This is a genomic window from Uliginosibacterium sp. TH139, assembly GCF_002855595.1.
In the GTDB taxonomy this organism is placed as follows: Bacteria; Pseudomonadota; Gammaproteobacteria; order Burkholderiales; family Rhodocyclaceae; genus Uliginosibacterium; species Uliginosibacterium aquaticum.
Window position 1 is genome coordinate 123,616 of record NZ_PKRR01000006.1, and the last position, 21,305, is coordinate 144,920.

A 21,305-nucleotide genomic window follows, 5' to 3' on the forward strand; every position below is an offset into this window, starting at 1 on the left:
GATGCAATACAAGGACCTGCGCGACTTCATCGCCCAGCTCGAAGCCATCGATGAACTGAAGCGCATCCGTGTGCCGGTGGATACCTATCTGGAAATGACCGAAATCGCCGACCGCGTGCTGCGCGCGGGTGGCCCAGCATTGCTGTTTGAAAAACCGCATACACAGGGTGTGGCGCAGGCCATGCCGGTGCTGGCCAATCTTTTCGGGACGCCGCGGCGTGTTGCGCTCGGCATGGGGATTGGTGAAGAGGCTTCGACAGACTGGCAGAAGCCGCTGCGCGAAGTGGGCAAGTTGCTGGCCTTCCTGAAAGAGCCGGAACCGCCCAAGGGCTTGCGCGATGTCTGGGAAAAATGGCCGGTGCTCAAGCAGGTGATGAACATGGCGCCCAAGGTAGTGAGCCGCGCGCCCTGTCAGGAGATCGTGTGGGAAGGTGATGAGGTCGATCTGGCGAAATTACCCATTCAGCATTGCTGGCCGGGGGATGTGGCGCCGCTGATTACCTGGGGGCTGGTGGTGACGCGCGGCCCCCACAAGTCGCGCCAGAACCTCGGCATCTACCGCCAGCAGGTGCTGGGCAGGAACCGCGTGATCATGCGCTGGCTGGCGCATCGCGGCGGTGCGCTGGATCTGCGTGAGTTCCAGCAAGCCAACCCCGGCAAACCCTTTCCGGTGAGCGTGGTGCTGGGCTGCGATCCGGCCACCATTCTCGGCGCGGTGACACCGGTGCCGGACTCCTTGTCTGAGTACCAGTTCGCCGGACTCTTGCGCGGTGCCAAGACCGAGCTGACCAAGTGTGTGGGCAACGACCTTCAGGTGCCTGCCTCGGCTGAGATCGTGCTCGAAGGCTTCATATACCCGAATGACATGGCGCCGGAAGGTCCTTACGGCGACCATACCGGCTACTACAACGAAGTGGCCGAGTTTCCGGTGTTCACCATCGAGCGCATCAGCATGCGTCGAGAGCCGATCTACCACAGTACCTATACCGGCAAGCCGCCGGATGAGCCGGCGATGCTGGGCGTGGCGCTGAATGAAGTCTTCGTGCCGCTCTTGCAGAAGCAGTTTCCCGAGATCACCGATTTTTACCTGCCGCCTGAAGGCTGCTCTTACCGCATGGCGGTGGTGAGTATCAAGAAGGCCTACCCAGGCCATGCCAAACGGGTGATGTTTGGGATCTGGAGCTTCCTGCGCCAGTTCATGTACACCAAGTTCATCATCGTGGTGGATGAGGATGTGGACGTGCGCAGCTGGCAAGAAGTGATCTGGGCGATTACCACGCGCATGGACGCGACACGCGACACCACGCTGGTCGACAACACCCCGATCGATTATCTGGACTTCGCCTCGCCGGTGGCCGGGCTGGGCAGCAAGATGGGGCTGGATGCGACCAACAAGTGGCCGGGCGAGACCCAGCGCGAGTGGGGGCGTACCATTCAAATGGATGCGGCCGTGAAGCAGCGCGTGGATGCTCTGTGGAACGAGTTGGGCCTTTGAAAGGGATATCGATGAGCGACAACAACACCCTGGATGTGATCGAAGGCGAAACCTTCACGCCAGCCGACCCGAAGCTGATCCAGCTGACCCACATGCTTTACGCATTGCATGCGGTGGGGCTGGTGATCGGCGCCTGGTCGCAGGCCGCAACCATGGTGGGGGCTTTCGTGTTTGGCTGGACCTCGATCATCGCCATCATCATCAATTACGTGAAGCGGGATGAGGCGAAAGGCACTTTCCTCGAAAGCCACTTCAGCTGGCAGGCCGACACGTTCTGGCGTTGCCTGATCGTGATGTTGATCGGCCTCGTGCTTTACATGCTGATCGTGGGCTTCTTCATCAACTGGCTGGTTTTCGGCCTGGTAGGCCTTTGGGCGGTGTATCGCATCATCAAGGGCTGGCTGGCGCTGCAGGCCGCCCGTCCGGTAGCTTGATCAGGAGGCTGCATCTGGAGCTTCGCGCTGCCAATCCAGCCAGTCGTCGCCGAACCATTCGATCGGGTGAGCCGTGCGCTCGGAGCCGTTGCCGCAGGCCATGTCGGTCGCGGCGCAGTATTTGTCGCAGCCCCAGCAGATGCGCTCGGGGTGTTTCGGATGGGTCGGGAATTTCTTGGCCATGCTGCACCGCCTTCTTTAGCGCGGCCTGAAAACTCGCCGCTGACTCAATGATCCTCCTTGAGCGCGCGGCGGGCCCTATTCTGGATCAAGTTCCGGCGCAGGCGGCAAAGCCCGCACGCAGAGTGTCCTGCGGCAAATCGCGGCCGATCAGCACGATGCGGCTCTTGCGTTCGGCGTCGGACTCCCAGGGACGGCCGTAGTCGAAGCCGGCAATGCGATGCACGCCCTGGAAGACCAGGCGCTTGTTTTCTCCCGCAATCGACAGGATGCCCTTGTAGCGCAAGAGATCGTGGGCGTGCTGCTCGACCAGCTGATCGACGAAGGCTGAGACGGCGGCCATGTCCACCGAGCCCGGTGCTTCGAGCAACACGGTTTCGATGGCGTCATCCCAGGAGCGGGCGGGCTTGCCGCCCAGCGCATTCAGCGGTCTGGCGGCCGTGTTGTGGCGGAACGGGTTGGCGGGGGGCAGGCCTTTTTCATTCAGGGCGAAGCCGCCGGTGGCGAGGAGTGCGGGCCAGTGCTGGTCCAGCTCGCGCACATCCAGTTGCGGGGCGCGGGCGTTGATGGCGGCGAGGCGTATGGGTAGAGCGTCCGGTGTCGCCAGATCAGTCTTGGTGAGGATGATCCAGTCGGCGTAGGCAACCTGGGCGGCGGCGACGCGCTCGCGGTCCAACTGCCCGGTGGCATGGCAGACGTCCACCAGAGTGATCACGGCATCAAGCTGGAAGCGGTGGCGGAGTTGCTCTTCCCAGAAAAAGGTCTGCACGACCGGACCAGGATCGGCGAGGCCGGTGGTTTCGATGAGCAGGCGATCGAAGGCGAGTTCGCCGGCGTCGCGCTTGCTGAGCAGATCGGCCAGGGCGATGGCCAGCTCACCACGCACGCTGCAGCAGATGCAGCCATTGGAAAGCTCCACGATGGCCGTGGCCTGAGGGGCGATCAGGGCACCGTCGATGCCTACCGCGCCGAACTCGTTTTCCACGATGGCAAAGCGCACGCCGGGATTGGCCGCCAGCAGGCGGTTGAGCAGGGTGGTCTTGCCTGCGCCAAGAAAGCCCGTGAGCAGGGTGACCGGAATGAGATCAGTCATGGTGGGAGTCCTGTAAGCGGGTTTTGGCGGAGGGCATGAAAACGCCCCTCCTGCCTGGAGCCCAAGCGGTGAAGAGGGTGACAGGGATCAATCTTGCTGCACTCGGGAGGGCTGTGAGAGCGAGGTCAGTGCCGCTTCCACCTAGCAGCACTTCCCGGCGCCACCGCCGTAGCGGGCCTCCTGGCGCTCGCGGAAGAACTCCTCATAAGTCATCGGCGTGCGCTCCGGATGTTTCAGCCGGGTGTGCTGCACGTAGCTGTCGTAGTCGGGCAGGCCCACCATCATGCGGGCGGTGTGGCCGAGGTACTCACCCATCTTGGCTAGGTTCTGGAACATCCGTCGTCTCTCTGGTCACGGGTTTTTTCTGGCTTGCCGCCTCGGTGAAGCGGCAGGCCGGAAAAAGCCCGGCAGGCATTGCCTGCCGGATACTTTCGTGGCGCTCAGGCTCGCTCGGGCAGCGCCTGATAAGGCGTTTCCTGAGTGGTGACGCGGGCGTCGGCACGTGCCTTCATGCAGGCGCGGAAGCCGAAGATCATGATCGAAACCACCACAAACATGAACAGCCCGCACAGCGCCGCATCCAGGTAGTTGTTGAAGATGATCTGCTGCATCTGGGCCACGCTCTTGGCCGGGGCCAGCACTTCACCGCGTTCGGCTGCGGCAGAGAAGCGTGCGGCATTGGCGAGGAAACCCACCTTCGGGCTGGCATCGAAAATCTTTTGCCAGCCGGCGGTGAGGGTGCACATCAGTAGCCACACGGTGGGCACGATGGTGACCCAGGCGTAGCGCTCGCGCTTCATCTTGAACAGCACTACGGTGCACAGCGTTAGCGCCATGGCTGCGAGCATCTGGTTGCCGACGCCGAAGAGCGGCCACAGGGTGTTGATGCCGCCCAGCGGATCGACCACGCCCTGATACAGGAAGTAACCCCAGGTGGCGACGCAGAGGCCGGTGGCGATCAGGTTCGGCCCCAGCTTGTCGGTGCGCTTGAAGCCCGGGATGAAGGCGCCCAGCAGATCCTGCAGCATGAAGCGGCCGGCACGCGTGCCTGCATCTACTGCGGTCAGGATGAAGAGGGCTTCAAACAGGATCGCGAAGTGATACCAGAAGGCCATCATGGCCTTGCCGCCCAATGCGCCGGAGATGATGTGGGCCATGCCCACGGCCAGGGTCGGAGCACCGCCGGCACGCGAGATGATGCTCTTCTCGCCCACGTCGGCAGCGGTCTGGATCAGCACGTCCGGCGTGATCACGAAGCCCCAGCTGGAGACCTTTGCCGCCACTTCGACGGCTTCCTTGCCGATCACGGCTGCCGGGCTGTTCATTGCGAAATACACGCCTGGATCGATCACTGAGGCGGCAACCAGTGCCATCACCGCAACGAATGATTCCATCAGCATGCCGCCGTAGCCGATGAAAGCCGCGTGGCTTTCATTCTCAAGCAACTTCGGCGTGGTGCCGGAGGCGATCAGGGCATGAAAGCCGGAAACCGCGCCGCAGGCGATGGTGATGAACAGGAAGGGGAACATGTTGCCGGACCAGACCGGGCCGGTGCCGTCGATGAACTTGGTGACGTGCGGCATCTGCATCATCGGAGCCACCACCACGATACCGATGGCCAGACCAAGAATGGTGCCGATCTTCAGGAAGGTGGAGAGGTAGTCACGCGGAGCGAGCAGCAGCCACACCGGCAGCGAGGCGGCTACGAAGCCGTAGCCAACGAGCATCCAGGTCAGCTGGGTGCCGGTGAAGGTAAACATCGGGGCCCAGGTTTCGCTGGCCGCCACCTGGCCGCCAAGCAGTATTGAGCCGATCAGCAGGATGAAGCCCACCACCGAAATCTCGCCGATCTGGCCCGGGCGGATGTAGCGCATGTAGATGCCCATGAAGATCGCGATGGGAATCGTCGCGGCCACCGTGAAAGTGCCCCAGGGGGATTCGGCCAGCGCCTTCACCACGATCATCGAGAGCACCGCGAGGATGATGATCATGATCAGGAAGGCGCCGAACATCGCGATCACTCCGGGGATCGGGCCAAGTTCGCTCTTGACGAGATCGCCGAGGGAACGGCCGTCACGACGGGTCGAGACGAACAGCACCATGAAATCCTGCACCGCCCCGGCCAGCACCACACCGGCTACGAGCCACAGCAGGCCGGGCAGATAGCCCATCTGCGCGGCGAGCACTGGGCCCACCAGCGGGCCGGCGCCGGCAATCGCGGCGAAGTGGTGGCCGAAGAGCACGTTCTTGTTGGTCGGAACGTAGTCGAGGCCGTCGTTATGGCGTACCGCCGGGGTCATGCGGGTCGGGTCGATGCCGACGACCTTGTTGGCGATGTAGAGGCCGTAGAAGCGGTAGGCGGCCATGTAGATGCCGACGGCGGCCGTCACCACCCACAGGGCGCTGATGGTTTCGCCACGCGACAAGGCGATGTAGGCCAGGCAGAAAGCGCCGATCAGCGCCAGCGCGGTCCACCCCAGCTTGGGCAATATGCGGTTCATTGTGTCTCCTCCATGTCATCGTGCCCGTGCAGGGCATGAATGCAAGGCTGTTGGTATGGGCCTAGCGCTTGAGGCTGAGCCTTGCGCGTTTCCGCCCGTGGGGCCCGGCGCTGCTTTGCCGGGCTGCGCTGAGTATGGTTGGCTGCGCAAGCAAAAAAATCCGCATGACTACGCAGGCAGGCTCCGTGCCGCCACATAGGGGAAAACGGCATTCGGGACCGAATGGCGGAAAGTCCGGCTGTTGCCTAAAGCCCTTCCGGATTAGGATTCGGCGCCATGAACCTGCGTCTGAAGGTCCTTCTGCTGGCGGTTGCACCGCTGCTCCTCGCCATCGCCGCGATCGCTTCTGTGGTGCGCATCGAAGCGCGTGCGCTGGCCGACGCCGAGACCCAGGCCGTGTTGCCGGTGCTGGAGTCGTCCCGGCGGGCCGAGCTCAAGCATTACGTGGATCTGGCGCTGGGCGCGATCGAGCATCTGCATGGCATGGAGGATCAGGCTGTAGCCCGTAGTCAGGCGCTGACTATTCTGCGTCAGCTCGATTACGGAGAGGACGGCTACTTCTTCGTCTACGACCAGCGGGGGCGCAACCTGATGCACCCGCGCCAGCCGCAACTGGTGGGGCAGGATCTGTGGGAGTTGCGCGATAACAGCGGTACGCCCACCATACAGCGCCTCGTGGTGCAGGCCAAGCAAGGCGGTGGTTATGTCGAGTTCATGTGGAACCGGCCTTCCACCGAGCGCACCGAGAGCAAGCTTGGCTATGTGCAGCTGGAGCCACACTGGGGGTGGGTGATCGGCACCGGGATTTATCTCGACGACATGGCCGAGGCGCGCCTGCGCATCGACAATGCTGCCAGCCGGGCCATCTCCGCCACCATGGTGATCATTACGGTCATTACCGGCACGGCGATCCTGATTGTGGCTGTCTGCGGTTTCGCGTTGAACCTCTCCACCCAGCGCAGTGCCGAGGCGCGCATGCGCGCGCTGGCACATCAGGTCGTGCTGTCACAGGAAACCGAGCGGGCACGAGTGGCCCGCGAGCTTCACGATGGCGTGAGCCAGCTGCTGGTGTCGGTCAAGTTCCTCTTCGAGTCGGTACAGGAGCGCGTCGGCAGCCTCGGTGGCGAAGGCCGCGATGTGCTGATCGAACTGACCGGAAAGGGCGTGACCCGCCTGCACGACGTGCTGCGCGAAGTGCGCCGCATCTCACATGATCTGCGCCCCACCGCACTCGATGATCTGGGCCTCAAGGCGGCCCTGGCCCAGATGCTCAATGAATTTGGCCAACGTACCGGGCTCGCTGTGCAGCTCAAGGCAGAGGACAGCCCTTCGCTGCCCGGTCCGGTCGCTACGGCCCTGTTCCGCGTGGTGCAGGAAGCGCTCACCAACATCGAGCGCCACGCCCGCGCGTCCGAAGTGAACCTCACCTTGATGAGCCGGCCGCATGCCTTGCGTCTTACCATCGCCGACAATGGCCGCGGCTTTGATCTTGAAGCGCTGATCGCGCAGCCGCGCAGCGGGCTCGGCCTCACCAGCATGCGCGAGCGCATCGAAACCCTCGGCGGCATCTTCGTGATGCGTGCCAGCGAGGCCGGCACCAGTATCGAAATCGTGCTGCCGGCCAGCGCACTCCGGAATTGAAGGAAGGACGGAATATGGAAGCATCCCGCGTCAAACTCATGCTCGTCGACGACCACCCCCTGGTGCGCGACGGGCTGCGCCTGCGCCTGGCCACTGTGCCCGGCTTCGAGATCATTGCCGAGGCCGACGATGGCATCGCTGCGCTGGCTGCGCTGGAGCGCCAGGAGCCCGATGTGGTGCTGATGGACATTGCCATGCCCGGCGCCAACGGCATCGAGCTGGTGAAGAAGCTGCACGAGCGCTATCCACAGGTGCAGGTGATCATGCTCACCATGCACGATCAGCCGCAATACGTTGTCGAGGCCTTCCGTCAGGGCGCCCGCGGCTATGTGCTGAAAGACAGCCCGGCGCAGGAAATCGTCGCTGCCATCCACGCCGTGATGGCTGGCAAGCGCTACTACTCCGCCGGCGTGGCCGACGCCCTGGCTGCCGGCGCCACCCCCGCGCCACTCCTCACACAGCGCGAGCAGGAGGTACTGACTCTGATTGCCGAAGGCCGCTCCAGCAAGGAAATCGCCTCCAGCCTGAACCTCTCGGTGCGGACCGTGGAGACCCACCGCCTCAACATCAAGCGCAAGTGTGAGCTAGAAGGCGCCTCGGCACTGGTCAAGTTCGCGGTGGAGCGGAAGTGGACCGGGCTTTGAGGGGGCGCGGCTGTAGGCGCAATGACCGCGAATGCTTTTCGTGGGAAACGGGCGACGCCTGCAGAATGATGGCTTAGCCGTGCCCACCGGTGTGTTGGGAAAACCCCGGCTCATCTTTCAGACCGCGCTTGCACCCAACCCTTTTACGCCTCCTACCTGATGATCGTTCCTGACTACTGGGCGGAAGCCCGCCAGCAGCATCGCGCGGCTGGCAAGCAAATCACCATCCGTCGCTGGGGCTGGTCAAGCAGCAGTGAAGACGATGCGCGTGCAATGGCCGAAGCTCGTGCGGCAGAGGCCTTGCAGCGTCTTCTGGGTGGAGAGAAGCTGACGCGCCGCGAGCCCAAGGCGGCCTACAACGGAGCCTTCGGCGTTCCCATTCGCGAAGAGGTGTTGTCCCGCCACGGCGAAGAGGTCGTTACCCGAAATTCATATGGCGCGCACTGCCTCAACACCCCGCGTGCGCTATTTGCCGATGTGGATTTCGCGAGCACCCCGCGGGCCGGACTGCGTTTCGCTGTGTTCGGATTGCTGGCGCTGCTGGCAGTAGTGATCGGCGGATTCCATTTGCGGAGCTGGGGCATCGCGGGAGGTTTGTTGTTATTGGCCCTGCTATTGACCGGGCCGCTTGCCGGAGGCATGGATCGCCTGAACCTGTTGCGCAAGGGCGGGCATGAACGCATCGCCCGGCAGCGTCTGATGGATTTCCTGGCCAGGCATCCGGCCTGGAACGTGCGCCTCTATCGTACGCCGGGCGGCTTCCGGCTACTGGCCACACATCAGGCCTTCGAGGCATCCGCACCCGAGGTGCAGCAGTTCTTTGCGGCGATCGGGGCGGACCCGGTCTATGTGCGTATGTGCAGCAACCAGCAATGCTTTCGTGCCCGGCTGACGGCCAAGCCCTGGCGGATCGGCATCAGCGATCATATGCGCCCCCGCCCCGGGATCTGGCCGGTGCCCCCGGATCGGCTGGGCGTCCGGCAGCAATGGGTGGCGGCTTACGAGCGGGCGGCAGCCTCGCATTCAGCCTGCCATTTCGTCGAGTCACTGGGCTCCGGCAAGGTGGATCCGGAAATCAGCGCGGTGGTGGCCTTGCATGACCGCGAGGCGCGGGCGCACGAGTTTGCGCTCGCCGTTGCCTGAGAAGCCCGAGCTCGGCGGCGGGGCTGCCGGCCCTCTCATATAGCAAACATCAGCCCGCTGCCATTGGCAGCGCCGGTTTGCTGACGCACCATTACGGCCTGTCTGCCGGAGGCTCGCTCCGGCGAGCGTGAGTGCTGAATTCATAGGAGTGTTGTTGTGGCAAGAATCGGTTTTCTGGGGCTGGGCATCATGGGGCGGGCGATGGCCGCCAATCTGCTCAAGGCGGGTTTTGAAGTAACAGTGTGGAACCGCTCGGCAGCCAAGTGCGCGCCGCTGGTGGCGCAGGGGGCGGCTCAAGCGGCTACGCCGCGCGAAGTGGTGGAAGCCTGTGATTTCACCATCGCCATCCTGGCCGACCCGGCCGCGGCACGCGAAACCGTGTTCGCGGCCGATGGCGTGCTGGCAGGTATGTCTGCGGGCAAGGGCTACATCGACATGTCCACCGTTGATGATGCCACCGCCCGTGAGATTGCTGCCGCGATTGCCAGCAAGGGTGGGCGTTTTCTCGAAGCGCCGGTGTCCGGCACCAAGAAGCCGGCGGAAGACGGTACGCTGGTGATCCTTGCCGCGGGTGATCAGAGTCTCTACGACGAAGCCGGGCCGGCTTTCGACAAGCTCGGCAAGAAACGCGTGTTTCTCGGTGACGTGGGGCAGGGCGCGCGCATGAAGCTGGTGGTCAACATGATCATGGGCTCGATGATGGTGGCCTTGAGCGAAGGCCTGGCGCTGGGGCTCAAGGGCAATCTGGATGGCGCCAAGATCCTCGAGGTGATCGAGGCGGGGGCGATGGCCTGCCCGATGTTCAAGGGCAAGGGGCCGATGCTGCTGAACGATGACGCCAGCACCAGCTTCCCGCTCAAGCACATGCAGAAGGATCTGCGCCTCGCGCTGGCCCTCAGCGAGGAGCTGGGCCAGTCCCTGCAGGCGGCCTCTGCTGCCAACGAGGTGTTCAAGCGCGCCAACATCGCCGGGCATGGTGACGACGACATTGCTGCGGTGTATCGCGTGGTGCGCTGAGCCGCTTGTCGCAGGCTGCAAAAAGGCCCGGTCAGCCATAAGCTGCCGGGCCTTGTTACATCAGAGATCAGGCGGATCAGGAGCCTTCGGGTTCGAGCTGGCTTTGCAGGTAGTTCTGCAGCCCCACCTTTTCGATCACTTCGAGCTGGGTTTCGAGGTAGTCGATGTGTTCCTCGGTCGCTTCGAGGATCTCCATCACGATGTCGCGCGAAACGAAGTCGCGCACGGACTCACAGTAGGCGACGGCTTCCTTGAGGTCGGCGTGGGCCGTGACTTCGAGCTTGAGATCGCCGGCCAGGCACTCCGGCACATTCTCGCCGATCAGAAGCTTGTTGAGATTCTGCAGGTTGGGCAGACCGTCGAGCATCAGGATGCGCTCGATCAGCATGTCCGCGTGATGCATTTCCTCGATGGACTCCTTGTACTCGTGCTTGCCGAGTTTCTCGAAGCCCCAGTGCTTGTAGATGCGGGCGTGAAGGAAATACTGGTTGATGGCGCTCAATTCGTGGGTGAGCTGGCGGTTGAGCAACTGAATGACTTTCTTGTCACCTTCCATGCTGGGACTCCTCTCAAGGGCTGGGGGCGTACCGCGTGGAGAGGGGCTTCTCCGCCGCAGGCATGAGTCCATTGTGCACAAGACAAACGCCATGCATCAAGGTCAATTTAATGAATGACCCTGATAGGCATGGCGCGGAAGGTGCGCGAGGAAGGAGTGTGGAGCACAAAGCCTTCAGGCGGTTGCGAACTCCCTCTGGCCGAGCCCATCTCCGGCGACATGCAACAGGGGGATTGTTCTGTGCGGTGCTGCACTCGCCTCCTTCAGGCAGGCGTGGGCACACTGGGCGCATCGGCCGCAACTGCTGGCCACTCCGAGCGACTCGCGCAGGTCGCGCACCGTGCGTGCGCCATCGGCCGCAGCGCGTGCGATATCGCGATCAGTGACAGCATGGCAGACGCAAACATACATGGCGGTACCCGGGGTGCGTGGTGGGGTGATGGATTGAAAGATAATGCGATCCGTTCTCATTTGCAAGCCTATCTTTGCTGGATTGGCTGTCACCGCCGTCGCAGGGCAATTCGTCTGTTCCGTGTCTGCTGCAGCAAAGCCCGGCGCTGCCTGGTCCAGCCAGGTGTTGGAGTCCTGCCGTGCCGCCAGGCGGAGGCGCTTATCGCTTGAATGCCGGCGTGCTAGGGTCGCGGGCATGTCCCGACTCCCGGTTTTCTCATGAGCACATCCGATTCAAGCTGGCGCCAGATTGCCCTGTGTGCCTGGGGTAGCCAGTATCTCGCCGGCGGCAATGAGCTGGACGACTGGTTCCGCCACGGCGTGTTCTGGGAAGCGCCCCAGCTGTTCCGGTCCTTGCCAGGACGGACACTGATCGCCGCCGATTTCTGCGCCTGGCTGTTCTGGCTCCGATCACGTGGGGCCATGCGTCTTACCCTGCATGCGACGGAGTCCGGGCAGGTTCCCGCAGGCGAGGATTTCTACTGGGGGGAGCGACTGATCTGCGTGCATTTTGCGGAGGGCTGTGAGCGCTGGCTGACGGGGGAAGAAATACCGGGCTGTACGGACGCCAACGACGCCGCGCTCGAAGCCGCACGGGAGGCGAGTGGCGAGTGGAGCTGGGTGCCTGATCCAGGGGCGTATGCCGGCGACATCGAAACCTGGTGGTGCCTCGGCATGGGCGAGGCGATTTCGGTGCCGGAGACCGACTGGAGCGCCAGCGCCGCGCGCCTTCAGGCCGAACTCTTTCCGGAAGATGGCTTGCGCGGCAGGTGGCGTCTGCCAGACCAGACAGAGCTTCGCGCAGGCAACAAGGGAGACGCGGAGTGGTCCAGCTTGCCGACCTTGCCGCACTCCCGAAGCCTGACCCTGCCGCATCGCCTGCTCGATTATCTGCATGGCGAGCAGGCGCGCTTTTCAAACGACACGCACCCCAAGAATGAAGGCAATCTTTATGTGTGCGCCAGTGCCGAGGAGGCCGCGAGGATTGATCACTGGGGTGAGCGGCTCGATGCCTGGGTCGATACCTTGCAACGCGCCGCAGCCAACGAGCGTCGTTGGCGTGAAGGGGGGAAAGGCGGCTCGATGCTGATGCCTGCGCTGCCTGATGCCACCGTATCGGCCGCGCAGCAGGACGCGGCCAGCGTCCCGGTTACCGAGACGAACCCGCCCTCTGCGCCGCGCGTGATCGAGCAGCCTGCGGCCCAGGCGCGCGCCATCACCCCGCTGTTGATCGATGGCATCGTACTGGCTGTGCTCTGCGTGCTCATTGTCGCCCTGGCAAAGGTGCTCAGCCGCTACGAATGGATCAGTCTGCTGATTGCCTTGCCCTGGATGCTATACGTGCGGCGCCGCCAATAGGCGTTCCCCGGGCGAGCCGGCCTCCCCATGGTCAGTGCGCAGCAAACACCTGCTGGCGCTGGCCGAAGACCCGCGCAATGTCTTCGTCATGGGTGACCAGCATCAGCGCTGCGCCGCTTTCATCCATGGCGTCGCCCAGCAACTCAAGCGCCTGACGCTGGGTGAGCGGATCGAGGCGGGAAGTGGGTTCGTCCGCAAACAGCAGGGCGGGCCGGGTGCATAGCACGCGCGCCAGGGCGATCCGTTGCAGTTCGCCGCCAGAGACTTGACTGGGGCGGCGCCTGAGCAGACTGGCGTCGATCTTCAGGCCATCCAGTCGGGCTTGCAGCGCAGACCAGGCCTCGCCGTGCAGCCGGCAGGCATCGCGCAGGCTACTGCCCAGGGGTTGTCGCCCTGGAAAGGAGGCCACGGGGTCCTGATACAGCTTCTGCAAGGCGGTGGCCGCGAGGCCGGGCGCCCGGATCACGCTGCCGGCATCGGGCCGCAGCAAGCCCAGCAACACGTTGCCCAGGGTGCTCTTGCCGGTGCCGCTGGGGCCTTGCACGACGAAGCGCTCGCCGGCGTGCAGATCGAGGTCCAGCGCATGAAAGAGTGTTTTACCGTTGAAGGCTTTGCTGAGCCCGCGTCCCTGCACGATGAGCGGCCCGCTGGCGGGCGCGTGGCGTGCGGACCAGTGCGCGGGGTCAGCCGCAATCAGCTCACGGGTGTAGGCCTCGCTCGGCGCGCGCAGGATGTCAGCGGTCTCGCCCGCCTCGATCAGTTCGCCCCCGCGCAGCACCAGCATGCGCCCACCCAGGGCCTCGGCCACGCGCAGATCGTGGGTGATCAGCAGCACCGCGCCGCCAGCTTCGCTCACCGCGCGCAAGCTTTCGGTGACATGCGTGCGCCAGTGCGCGTCGAGTCCCTTGGTGGGCTCGTCAGCAATCAGCAGGGAGGCACCACCGGCCAGCGCCATGCTGGTCACGGCGCGCTGGGCCATGCCGCCGGAGAGTTGCCAGGGGTATTGGGCAGAGGCCGCGCCGAGGCCGGCCTCCTGCAGTCGCTCAGCGGCCTGCTCGGCAGCAACATGAGCGGGCAGCCCCCGGACCAGGCGGAAGACTTCTTCAAGCTGCGATCCGACGCGACGCACCGGATTCAACGCCAGGCTGGGTTCCTGGGGCAGAAGACCGATCTTGCGGCCCCACAGCGCGCGACTCGCTTGCGTGTCCCGGGCGGCACTGCGCTGCCCTTGAATGCTGACTTCACCGGCTGCGACGAGCCCGGCCGGCAGGTTCCCCATTAAGGCGTCTGCCAGCAGAGACTTGCCCGCGCCGCTTTCGCCCAGGATGGTCAGCACTTCGCCGGCCCTCAGCGTGAAGGAAAGCTCGCGCAACAGGCGCTGGCTGCCGGCGTGCACCGAGATGCCGGAGGCTTCGAGGATGAGGTCCGTATTCATGTCAGTTCCTTGTCACCTGCCAGCAGCATCATGCCCAGCACCAACAGGATCAGCAGCGTAACCGGCGCTGCGATCAGCCAGGGGGCTTCACTGTAGAAAGGGAAAAATTCGATCATCATGACGCCCAGTTCCGGCGTCGGCGGTTGCAGGCCGACCCCGATGAAGCCCAGCGCGGCCAGAGCCAGCACGGCTTGCGCAGCACTCAGCGGCAACAAGGTGGCCAGCAGCGGCGTGAGCGCAGGCAGCACATGCCGACGCAGGATGTAGCGCTTGCCAAAGCCCAGGAGGCGCGAGGCTTGAACCGCATCGCCATGCAGGACCGGCCGGCTGGCGGCGCGCGTGACCCTGAAATATTCCACCCACAGTGACAGGGCCAAGCCGACGTACAGCGCCCAGTACTGCCCCGGCGCAATGGCCGCGAAGAGCAGCACCAGCAGCAGGCCGGGCACGGCCATGCAGGCGTCGGCCAGCATCACCAGCCCGCGCTCGATGCGACCGCCGCACCAACTGGCGGTCACTCCAGCCAGCACACCGGGCAGTGCCGCACTCAGTGCCGCGAGCAGCGCCAGCCCGAGTGAAAGTTGGGCGGCGTGGGCGAGGCGCGCCAGTACGCTGCGGCCGAATACATCGGTTCCCAGCCAGTGGCTGGCGCCTGGGGGCAGCAGGGAGTCTCCGAGGGATTGCGTCGCCGGATCGATTCCGATCAGTGCCGGGCCCAGCAGGGCGAAGCAGGCGATCAGGATCAGCAATCCCAGGCCGCCATGCCGCGCGAGGCGGGCGGAGAAGGTCTCAGGCATCGGAGGCTCCGGGCTTGCGCTGGCGCGGATCGATGGCAAGCATCAGGGCGTCCAGCAACAGATTGAAGAGGATGAAGAGCAGGCCCATGCTCAGTGCCGCCCCCTGAATGACGGGAACATCACGGGCGAACACGGCATGCACCAGTGCGTGGCCCACACCGGGCCAGGCGAAAAGACTTTCGACAACCACAGTGCCTTCCACCAGCAGCACCAGATGAACGCCCAGATAGGCCAGCACCGGCAGGGCCGCCAGCGGCAGGGCGTGGTGCAGCAGCGCCTGAAAATCCGACAAGCCCTTGCTGCGGGCGAACTCGCAGGCTGGCGAGGCCAGCGCTTCACGCACCGCGCTGCGACTGATGCGTGCCAGCCCGGCGGCCAGACCGAGGGCCAGGGTCAGGGCTGGCAGCCAGAGGGTGCCGCCCTGATCGTCGTGTGCTGCGGGCAGCATGCCCCAGTGCACCGCGAGCAGCAGCATCAGCAGGATGCCCAGCAGGAAGGCCGGCGTGGCACGCAGGACAACCGCGAACAGCAACGCGATCCGGTCTGCGACACCGCCCGGCCGAAGTGCGGCAGCGATGCCCAGCGGCAGGCCGATCAGCAATGCCAGCAGCAGGGTGGTGACCGCCAGATCGAGACTGGCGGCGAGATGGTGGGCCATCTCGTGCCATACGGCTTCGCCGCTGACCAGCGAGTGACCCAGGTCCAGGCGTAGGAGCTGGCCCAGCCATTCCAGCCAGGCTTGCCACAGCGGGCGTTGCAGTTGCAGCTCTTGCGCGACGGCGCTGGCGGCGGCGCTGCCGACGAAATCGTAGCCGTAGCGGCTGGCGGCGATGCGCATCGCCATGTCGCCGGGTAGTGCCCGTACCATCAGGAAGCAGACGCTGCCGATGATCAGCAGGAGCGCCAGGATCTGGATCGCGCGCCGCAGCAGCAGCCCGCGCCAGGCGGAGGTTTGGGTCGGGCTCATGCTTTCCACCTCATGCCAGTGAGGCGGAAGCTGCGTTCCAGTGGATCCAGGCTCACACCTTCGAGGCGTTTGCTGATCGCGACGTTCTGGCGATACCAACACACCGGGATCAGGGGCAGCTCTTCATGCAGGGTCTGCAGCAGGCGTTTGCGCTGGGCGGCGAGTTGCGCCTTGTCGAGCCCACCGCGCACCAGGCGCTGCAGGGCGTCGACAGCGACCGGGCTGGACCAGTGTGTGGCGCCCCAGTCGCCGCCGTGGGGGCCGAAGTCCTGCGCCAGGGTGCCGGTCGGGTCTGGTACGGTGGCGTAGTTGCGCGCGGCAAGGCCCATCTGCAGGCTGCCGTCGCGATGGGCCAGCGGAATGTCGCCGGAATTGCCGATGCTCACGCTCACTGCGAAACCCGCCTGGCGCCATTGATCCTGCAGCGCGGCGGCAAGCACCGGCAGCTCCGGGCGATCCGGGAAGGTCTGCAGCTTGAGGCGCAGCAACTGGCCCTGGGCGTCATGCCAGCCTTCGGCGCCGAGCGTCCAGCCGGCCTGCTGCATCAGTTGTCTGAGCGCCACCGGGTCGCGTTTGAGCGCCGGCAGGGACGGATCGTGCCAGGCGCCCAGCGAAGGGGGCATCAGCTGGCTGGCGGCTAGCTCCGGGTCGCGCAGCAGGGCACGCGCGATGCCGGGCCGATCGATGGCCAGACTCAGGGCCTGGCGCACGCGCAGATCCTTGAGTCCGGGGAGACCGGCATTCAGTTTGACAACCAGGGTGCGCGGCAGGGTCACCGAGGCGATGCTGAGCGATGTGCGCTGGCGCAAGCGGGTGATGCTGACGGGGTCCAGGTTGTACGCCAGATCGGCCTGGCCCGATTCGGCCATCAGGGTGCGGGTTTCGGCGCGCCCGGCGGCCATGTAACGCACCTGTGCAATGGCAGGGCGAGGGCCATCGTAGTGCTCGGAGAGGCGAGTCTCGACCTGATGCGGGGCCTCCAGTTTGCTGATCCGGTAGGGGCCGCTGCCGATGATCTCGCGCACCGTCCCCTTCGCTTCGAAACTGGCGGGCGCGAGGATCATCGTGCTGCTGTGCGCCAGCAGGCTGAGTAGCGGCATGTAGGGGATCGCCAGGCGGATCCGGAGCAGTTTTTCGCCTGCCGCTTCGATACTGCGGATAGGCGCCATGCTCAGCACTCCCGGCGGAGTGCGTGCCAGGTTCAGGCTGCGCGCCACGGCCTGTGCCGTGACCGGGCTACCGTCATGGAAGCGTGCGCCGGGGCGCAGTTCGAAGTGCCATTCGAGGCCATCCGGCGAGGCCTTCCAGCTCGCCGCGAGTGCCGCCTCCGGCGTGCCGTCGTCCCGCGCGTCAAGGAGGGTTTCCGTCACCTGAAGGCGGGTGAAGATATAGCCGCTGGCGGCAGGAGCAAGACCACTGATTTCCCATGAGGAAACGATCAGCAAGGGCTTCACGGCAGGCTGTGCGCGCAAGGGCGGACAGGCCAGCACCAGGGCGCCGAGGCCAGCGCCCTGGAGAAGACGGCGGCGAAGGCCGTCGGGTTCAGGCTGGGTCATGGTCATTCTCAGAAGCTGTACTGCGCGCCAAGGGTGAAGCTGCGGCCGCTGCCGGGCGACACCCACAGCGTGCTGTAGGAGCTGGTGTAGTAAGTGGTGTCGAAGAGGTTGTCGATATCCAGCGTGAGGCGCAGCGACTTTGTCGGGCGCCAATATGCATTCAGGCGCACTGTGGTGTAGGCCGGCAGATTGAAGGCGGGGCTACCGGCGTCTGCTTCGGCCTGGGTGCGGGCCTGGCCAAGACGCTCGCCGACGTAGGTCGCTCCTCCTCCGGCGCCATAGCGCTGACCATTGCTGAACGCGTTCTCGTACATCGCCATGGCACTGGCGACCACCGCAGGCACATTGAGCAGACTCTCGCCGATGGCCAGGGTGTTGTCGCGCAGTACTTCGACCTGGGTGTAGGACACGGCGCTGTTGACGCGCCAGCGGGGGGTGATCTGGCCGGAAAACTCCAGCTCGGCGCCACGGCTGCGGACTTCACCCGCGGCGACCGAGTAGCTGCTGTTCTGCGTATCCGTCGTCAGCACGTTCTGTTTGCGGATCTGGAACAGCGCGGCGTTGGCGGCCAGCTTCTTGTCCGCACTTTCCCACTTGCTGCCCAGTTCGAAAGAGCGCCCCTTCTCCGGCTCGAAAGCTTCACTGTTGCGATCAGAACCCGCATTGGGGCGGAAGGACTGGCCGCTGTTGGCGAACAGTGTCCATTGCTTCGAGGGCAGCCAGCTCAGCCCCAGACGTGGCGAGGTGGCGGAGGGGGATTGCTCCGTGGTGGTGGTGGTGCGACGGTTCTGCAGCGACTGGCTGTAGTTGTCCACGCGCAGGCCGGCCATCAGGCGCCAGGCTTGCGCCAGACTGATCGCGTCTTGCAGGTAGAAGGCGTTGTTGCGCTGGGTTTCGTAGGTGTCGGTGTTGGCACCCGGCGTGGGTTGAGCCTGCCCGTAGACCGGATCGTAAATGTTGATCGCATAGGGCGAGGCTGCGCTGGGATTGGCGCGCAACATCACCGTATCCATGGTGTAACGATAGGTTTCGTAGCCGAACAGGATTTCGTGCGGCGTGCTGGCGAGCTCAAGATTGCCTTGCAGCTCGGCCTGGAAGCCCAGATCCTGCGAGTCGTAATCGCGGTAGCGGCGCTGGCGGCGCAGACTGCCATCGCTTTGCAGGGCGGACGCCTCTGTCGAGTAACCCTCAAGGCTGGTCTCGCGCTCCGAGAGCACAAAGCGACTCAGCCAGGCATCGTTCCAGATGTGGGTCAGGATGGCCTGTGAGTTGGCGTTGCGCAGGGTGATCTTGCCATCCGAGGGCTCGCCAAGGAAGCGCTCGCGCGGGATCTGGCCGAGCTGCCCATTTACAGCGACCACACCGCGATCAAGCGGCGCTGCATGGCGCAGGTACTCGCCGACGAATTCAAGCTGGGTGTCGGCACCCATTTTCCAGGTGAAGGCGGGGGCTACAACCTGCCGGTCCGAATCCGTGTAGTCGCGGAAACCGTCACGGCTTTCGGCGGCCAGGTTCAGGCGATAGGCCAGGCTTTCGCTTAAGGGGCCGGTGCTGTCCAGCGCGGTACGCCAGTAGCCATGGCTGCCCGCGTAAGCCTCGATCGAGTTGGCGGCTTGCCACAAGGGGCGCTTGGATACGATGTTCAGCGTGCCACCCGGTTCGCTGCTGCCATACAACGCGGCGGCCGGGCCCTTGAGGAACTCGATACGCTCCACGCTGGCCAGATCTCGCGGCGCGTTGAAGCCACGGCTGGCCGTCATGCCGTTGAGCAGGGTAGCGATACCGGTGTTCTCGTTACCGGGTAGTCCGCGCACGGCGACGTTGTCCCACAGGCCGCCAAAACTGTTCTGGCGCGAAATTCCGCCCACAAAGTCAAAAACATCGTCCAGGCGCGTGGCACCCAGATCGTCGATGGCCTGCTTGGTGAAAACGCGGATCGATTGCGGCACTTCACGCACCGGCAAACTGGTCTTGGCGGCAGTGGCTTCTTCCGAAAGATAGCTACCGCTACTGCTGCGCCCCACCACGGTGATGGCCTCCAGCTCGGCAGGAGCTGGCGGGGTCTGGGCCTTTGCGGCCAGCGGCGAAAGCGTGGTCAGGACGGCGAGGCTCAGGTGCTTGATATTTAGCTTGGGGGTATTCATGGACAACTCCAGAAGGCAGACGTGTGCGTATCCCGGCCGGGCGCGGGGCGTTGGCCAGAGGGTGTGATACGGGGAGCCTGGGCTCAGGCAGCGTCTGGAGGGTCGCGGGGGAAGTGCAGCCAGCTGCGGGTGAGGGCTGGCGGAGCAGGCAGCTCATGCTTTGGCGCAAGGCTGAGGCTGAGTGGATGGTGTGCCTCTGGTGGCGCAAGCCTCGGCGCGATCAGGTGGGCAAATATCTGGCACTGGCTGCAGAGGCGGTGAGTCAGGCCTTCGTCGCTATCTGCTGGGGTGGTCTGCTCGAAGCTGGTCTGCGGAGGCTGCTCGAAGTGCTGTGCCCAATGCAGGCTCCAGATGAGCGAGGCGTTCAGCCAGAGGATCAGGAGCAATGCGCGCAGGATCAGCAATTGTCCGCGTGAGCGCAGACCGGCCCCCAGCGCATGTTTTTGGCGGGAGACGGGCCTGAGCTGCTTGAACGGAAAGAGGGTGGGGCGTCTCATGCGTGGCGCGACAGCTTCAGGCGCCGTGTCAATGGAAGGGTGCGGATTCCAACACAAGCCATTCTTATATGCAACTACGTTGCGTATGAAGATGTGCCTGCCGCAGACACCAAAGCCCATGCCAGGGCTTTGGTGCGCGCAGCGAGGAGGATGCAGGGCAGGCCACTGTTTCCGGAGTGGTCCGGGAGGCCGCTGGATTGGCTGCGAAGAGTTTCAGAATCACCGCAGAGCGCTTTGGGGTATCGCGGAGAGCGGGCTCCGCCATGCCCCAAACTTGCGCCTGTTTCACCGCTTTGGTGCTAGGCAATCGTTTGCGCAAACGATTGCCCGCTGTTTCAGACCTTTCAGGCAGTGGAGCGTACGAGCCATTGATCGAGTGCTTGCATGGCTTTCAGGCGCTGGGATTCTTCCAGGAACGAGGCCCTGATGGCGTGCCGGGTCAGGCGTACGGCTTCGGTGACGGAGAGCCCCAGGTGCTGCTCCAGACTGGAAAACTCTTCACTGAGCGTGACGCCTGACATCAGCCGGTTATCGGTGGAGCAGGATACCGACAAGCCTGCCGCCAGCATGCGGCGGATCGGGTGCTCGGAGAGCGATGCCACCGTGCCGGTATGCACGTTGCTGCTGGGGCAGACTTCGAAGTGCAGGTTCAGGGCGCGTGCCTCGGCGAGCCAGGCCGCGCCGGTGGCGTCATCCGGGGGCGCCATGATGTTTACGCCATGGCCGATGCGGCGGGCGCCGATCTGCGCGGCTTCCAGCACGCGGCTGCCAAGGTCCGCTTCGCCGGCGTGGCAGGTCAGGCCCAGCCCGGCCTCGCGGGCCACGAGGTAGGCCGCTTGGTGGCTGCCCGGCGGGTAATTGAGCTCGGCACCGGCCAGGTCAAAGCCGACGACGCCTTGATCGCTGTAGCGCGCAGCCAGGCGGGCGGTGCGCAGTGAGGCTTCCGGCGTATCGGTGCGCATGGCGCAGAGGATCAGGCCGCTGGCCAGGCGGCTTTCCTTCAGGCCGCTCAGCAAGGCTTCGACGACCGCTTCCGGTGTGATACCAAAGGGCTCCAGCAGCAAGGGCGCCATGCGGAATTCGGCCAGCACGCAGCCATCTAGAAGCGCGTCCTCAGCCGCCTCGAAGGCAACGCGCTGGCAGGCGGCTGCGCTGGCCATGGCTTCAACGGTGAGGGCAAAGCCTTGCAGATAGCGCACCAGGCTGCCCGAGTTGGCGTTGCTCTGCATCCATTGCGCCAGTTCTGCGGCGCTACCGGCAGGCACGGCAATCCCGCGCTCGGCGCACAGGTCCAGCAGGGTCTGGGCCCGCAGGCCGCCGTCCAGATGCTCATGCAGCAAAGCCTTGGGCATGGACGGCCAATTTACGGTGCCGGGGGTGGGGTGAGTCATTGTTG

The 21,305-nt window shown here is 64.6% G+C and carries 20 protein-coding genes; 7 read left to right on the forward strand and 13 right to left on the reverse strand.

Features of this window, described 5'->3' with window-relative positions; genetic code table 11:
- The first annotated feature begins 1 nt into the window (after window position 1).
- A complete protein-coding gene (ubiD, locus tag C0V76_RS14560) occupies window positions 2–1,495 on the forward strand; it encodes a 4-hydroxy-3-polyprenylbenzoate decarboxylase (protein ID WP_101943341.1) in 1,494 nt (497 codons plus the stop codon).
- A gap of 11 nt (window positions 1,496–1,506) precedes the next feature.
- Window positions 1,507–1,929, forward strand: coding sequence for a hypothetical protein (locus C0V76_RS14565; RefSeq protein WP_216821748.1), 423 nt, complete (start codon window positions 1,507–1,509; stop codon window positions 1,927–1,929).
- Here the strand turns inward: C0V76_RS14565 and C0V76_RS14570 are convergent, their stop codons facing one another.
- From C0V76_RS14570 to C0V76_RS14585, 4 genes are all read right to left on the reverse strand, one after another.
- Window positions 1,930–2,112 (reverse strand): DUF3079 domain-containing protein, encoded by a 183-nt coding sequence (locus C0V76_RS14570; RefSeq protein WP_101943342.1) that lies wholly within the window; start codon window positions 2,110–2,112, stop codon window positions 1,930–1,932.
- 85 nt (window positions 2,113–2,197) lie between these two features.
- Window positions 2,198–3,202 carry a GTP-binding protein gene (locus C0V76_RS14575; RefSeq protein ID WP_101943343.1) on the reverse strand — a complete coding sequence of 335 codons (1,005 nt, stop codon included), beginning with the start codon at window positions 3,200–3,202 and terminating at the stop codon, window positions 2,198–2,200.
- A gap of 141 nt (window positions 3,203–3,343) precedes the next feature.
- A complete protein-coding gene (locus C0V76_RS14580) occupies window positions 3,344–3,538 on the reverse strand; it encodes a YbdD/YjiX family protein (protein ID WP_101943344.1) in 195 nt (64 codons plus the stop codon).
- A gap of 104 nt (window positions 3,539–3,642) precedes the next feature.
- The gene (locus tag C0V76_RS14585; protein ID WP_101943345.1) at window positions 3,643–5,703 is read right to left on the reverse strand and encodes a carbon starvation CstA family protein; all 2,061 of its coding nucleotides are present in this window, start codon (window positions 5,701–5,703) and stop codon (window positions 3,643–3,645) included.
- 276 nt (window positions 5,704–5,979) lie between these two features.
- Here C0V76_RS14585 and C0V76_RS14590 point away from each other — a divergent pair, with 276 nt between their 5' ends.
- The 4 genes from C0V76_RS14590 (at window position 5,980) to C0V76_RS14605 (ending at window position 10,148) form a co-directional block, all read left to right on the forward strand.
- A complete protein-coding gene (locus C0V76_RS14590) occupies window positions 5,980–7,344 on the forward strand; it encodes a cache domain-containing protein (protein ID WP_101943346.1) in 1,365 nt (454 codons plus the stop codon).
- Between the two features lie 14 nt (window positions 7,345–7,358).
- On the forward strand, window positions 7,359–7,988 hold the full coding sequence (locus tag C0V76_RS14595) for a response regulator transcription factor (RefSeq protein WP_101943347.1): 630 nt from the start codon (window positions 7,359–7,361) through the stop codon (window positions 7,986–7,988).
- 159 nt (window positions 7,989–8,147) lie between these two features.
- On the forward strand, window positions 8,148–9,131 hold the full coding sequence (locus tag C0V76_RS14600; protein WP_101943348.1) for a hypothetical protein: 984 nt from the start codon (window positions 8,148–8,150) through the stop codon (window positions 9,129–9,131).
- Window positions 9,132–9,287: 156 nt separating this feature from the next.
- Window positions 9,288–10,148: an NAD(P)-dependent oxidoreductase gene (locus C0V76_RS14605; protein WP_101943349.1), complete on the forward strand. Its 861-nt coding sequence runs from the start codon at window positions 9,288–9,290 to the stop codon at window positions 10,146–10,148.
- 76 nt (window positions 10,149–10,224) lie between these two features.
- Here C0V76_RS14605 and bfr read toward each other — a convergent pair whose 3' ends face one another.
- On the reverse strand, window positions 10,225–10,704 hold the full coding sequence (gene bfr, locus C0V76_RS14610) for a bacterioferritin (protein ID WP_101943350.1): 480 nt from the start codon (window positions 10,702–10,704) through the stop codon (window positions 10,225–10,227).
- 174 nt (window positions 10,705–10,878) lie between these two features.
- Window positions 10,879–11,175 (reverse strand): bacterioferritin-associated ferredoxin, encoded by a 297-nt coding sequence (locus tag C0V76_RS14615; protein ID WP_328824905.1) that lies wholly within the window; start codon window positions 11,173–11,175, stop codon window positions 10,879–10,881.
- A 198-nt stretch (window positions 11,176–11,373) separates the two neighbouring features.
- Between C0V76_RS14615 and C0V76_RS14620 the strand changes: the two genes are divergently transcribed.
- A complete protein-coding gene (locus C0V76_RS14620) occupies window positions 11,374–12,513 on the forward strand; it encodes a hypothetical protein (RefSeq protein ID WP_101943351.1) in 1,140 nt (379 codons plus the stop codon).
- 31 nt (window positions 12,514–12,544) lie between these two features.
- Here the strand turns inward: C0V76_RS14620 and C0V76_RS14625 are convergent, their stop codons facing one another.
- The 7 genes from C0V76_RS14625 to add all read right to left on the reverse strand — a co-directional run bounded on the left by C0V76_RS14625 (window position 12,545) and on the right by add (window position 21,300).
- A complete protein-coding gene (locus C0V76_RS14625) occupies window positions 12,545–13,948 on the reverse strand; it encodes an ABC transporter ATP-binding protein (protein ID WP_101943352.1) in 1,404 nt (467 codons plus the stop codon).
- Complete coding sequence (locus tag C0V76_RS14630; RefSeq protein WP_101943353.1) at window positions 13,945–14,745, reverse strand: ABC transporter permease; 801 nt, start codon at window positions 14,743–14,745, stop codon at window positions 13,945–13,947. The genes C0V76_RS14625 and C0V76_RS14630 overlap by 4 nt, the downstream gene beginning before the upstream one ends.
- On the reverse strand, window positions 14,738–15,712 hold the full coding sequence (locus C0V76_RS14635) for an ABC transporter permease (RefSeq protein WP_101943354.1): 975 nt from the start codon (window positions 15,710–15,712) through the stop codon (window positions 14,738–14,740). The genes C0V76_RS14630 and C0V76_RS14635 overlap by 8 nt, the downstream gene beginning before the upstream one ends.
- Window positions 15,709–17,268 carry an ABC transporter substrate-binding protein gene (locus C0V76_RS14640; RefSeq protein WP_101943419.1) on the reverse strand — a complete coding sequence of 520 codons (1,560 nt, stop codon included), beginning with the start codon at window positions 17,266–17,268 and terminating at the stop codon, window positions 15,709–15,711. The genes C0V76_RS14635 and C0V76_RS14640 overlap by 4 nt, the downstream gene beginning before the upstream one ends.
- An 8-nt stretch (window positions 17,269–17,276) precedes the next feature.
- Window positions 17,277–19,412 (reverse strand): TonB-dependent siderophore receptor, encoded by a 2,136-nt coding sequence (locus C0V76_RS14645; RefSeq protein ID WP_101943355.1) that lies wholly within the window; start codon window positions 19,410–19,412, stop codon window positions 17,277–17,279.
- Window positions 19,413–19,495: 83 nt separating this feature from the next.
- Window positions 19,496–19,909, reverse strand: a complete 414-nt coding sequence (locus tag C0V76_RS19685; protein WP_143707435.1) for a hypothetical protein — start codon at window positions 19,907–19,909, stop codon at window positions 19,496–19,498.
- A gap of 344 nt (window positions 19,910–20,253) precedes the next feature.
- Window positions 20,254–21,300, reverse strand: a complete 1,047-nt coding sequence (add, locus tag C0V76_RS14655; protein WP_101943357.1) for an adenosine deaminase — start codon at window positions 21,298–21,300, stop codon at window positions 20,254–20,256.
- Between the last annotated feature and the right edge of the window lie 5 nt (window positions 21,301–21,305).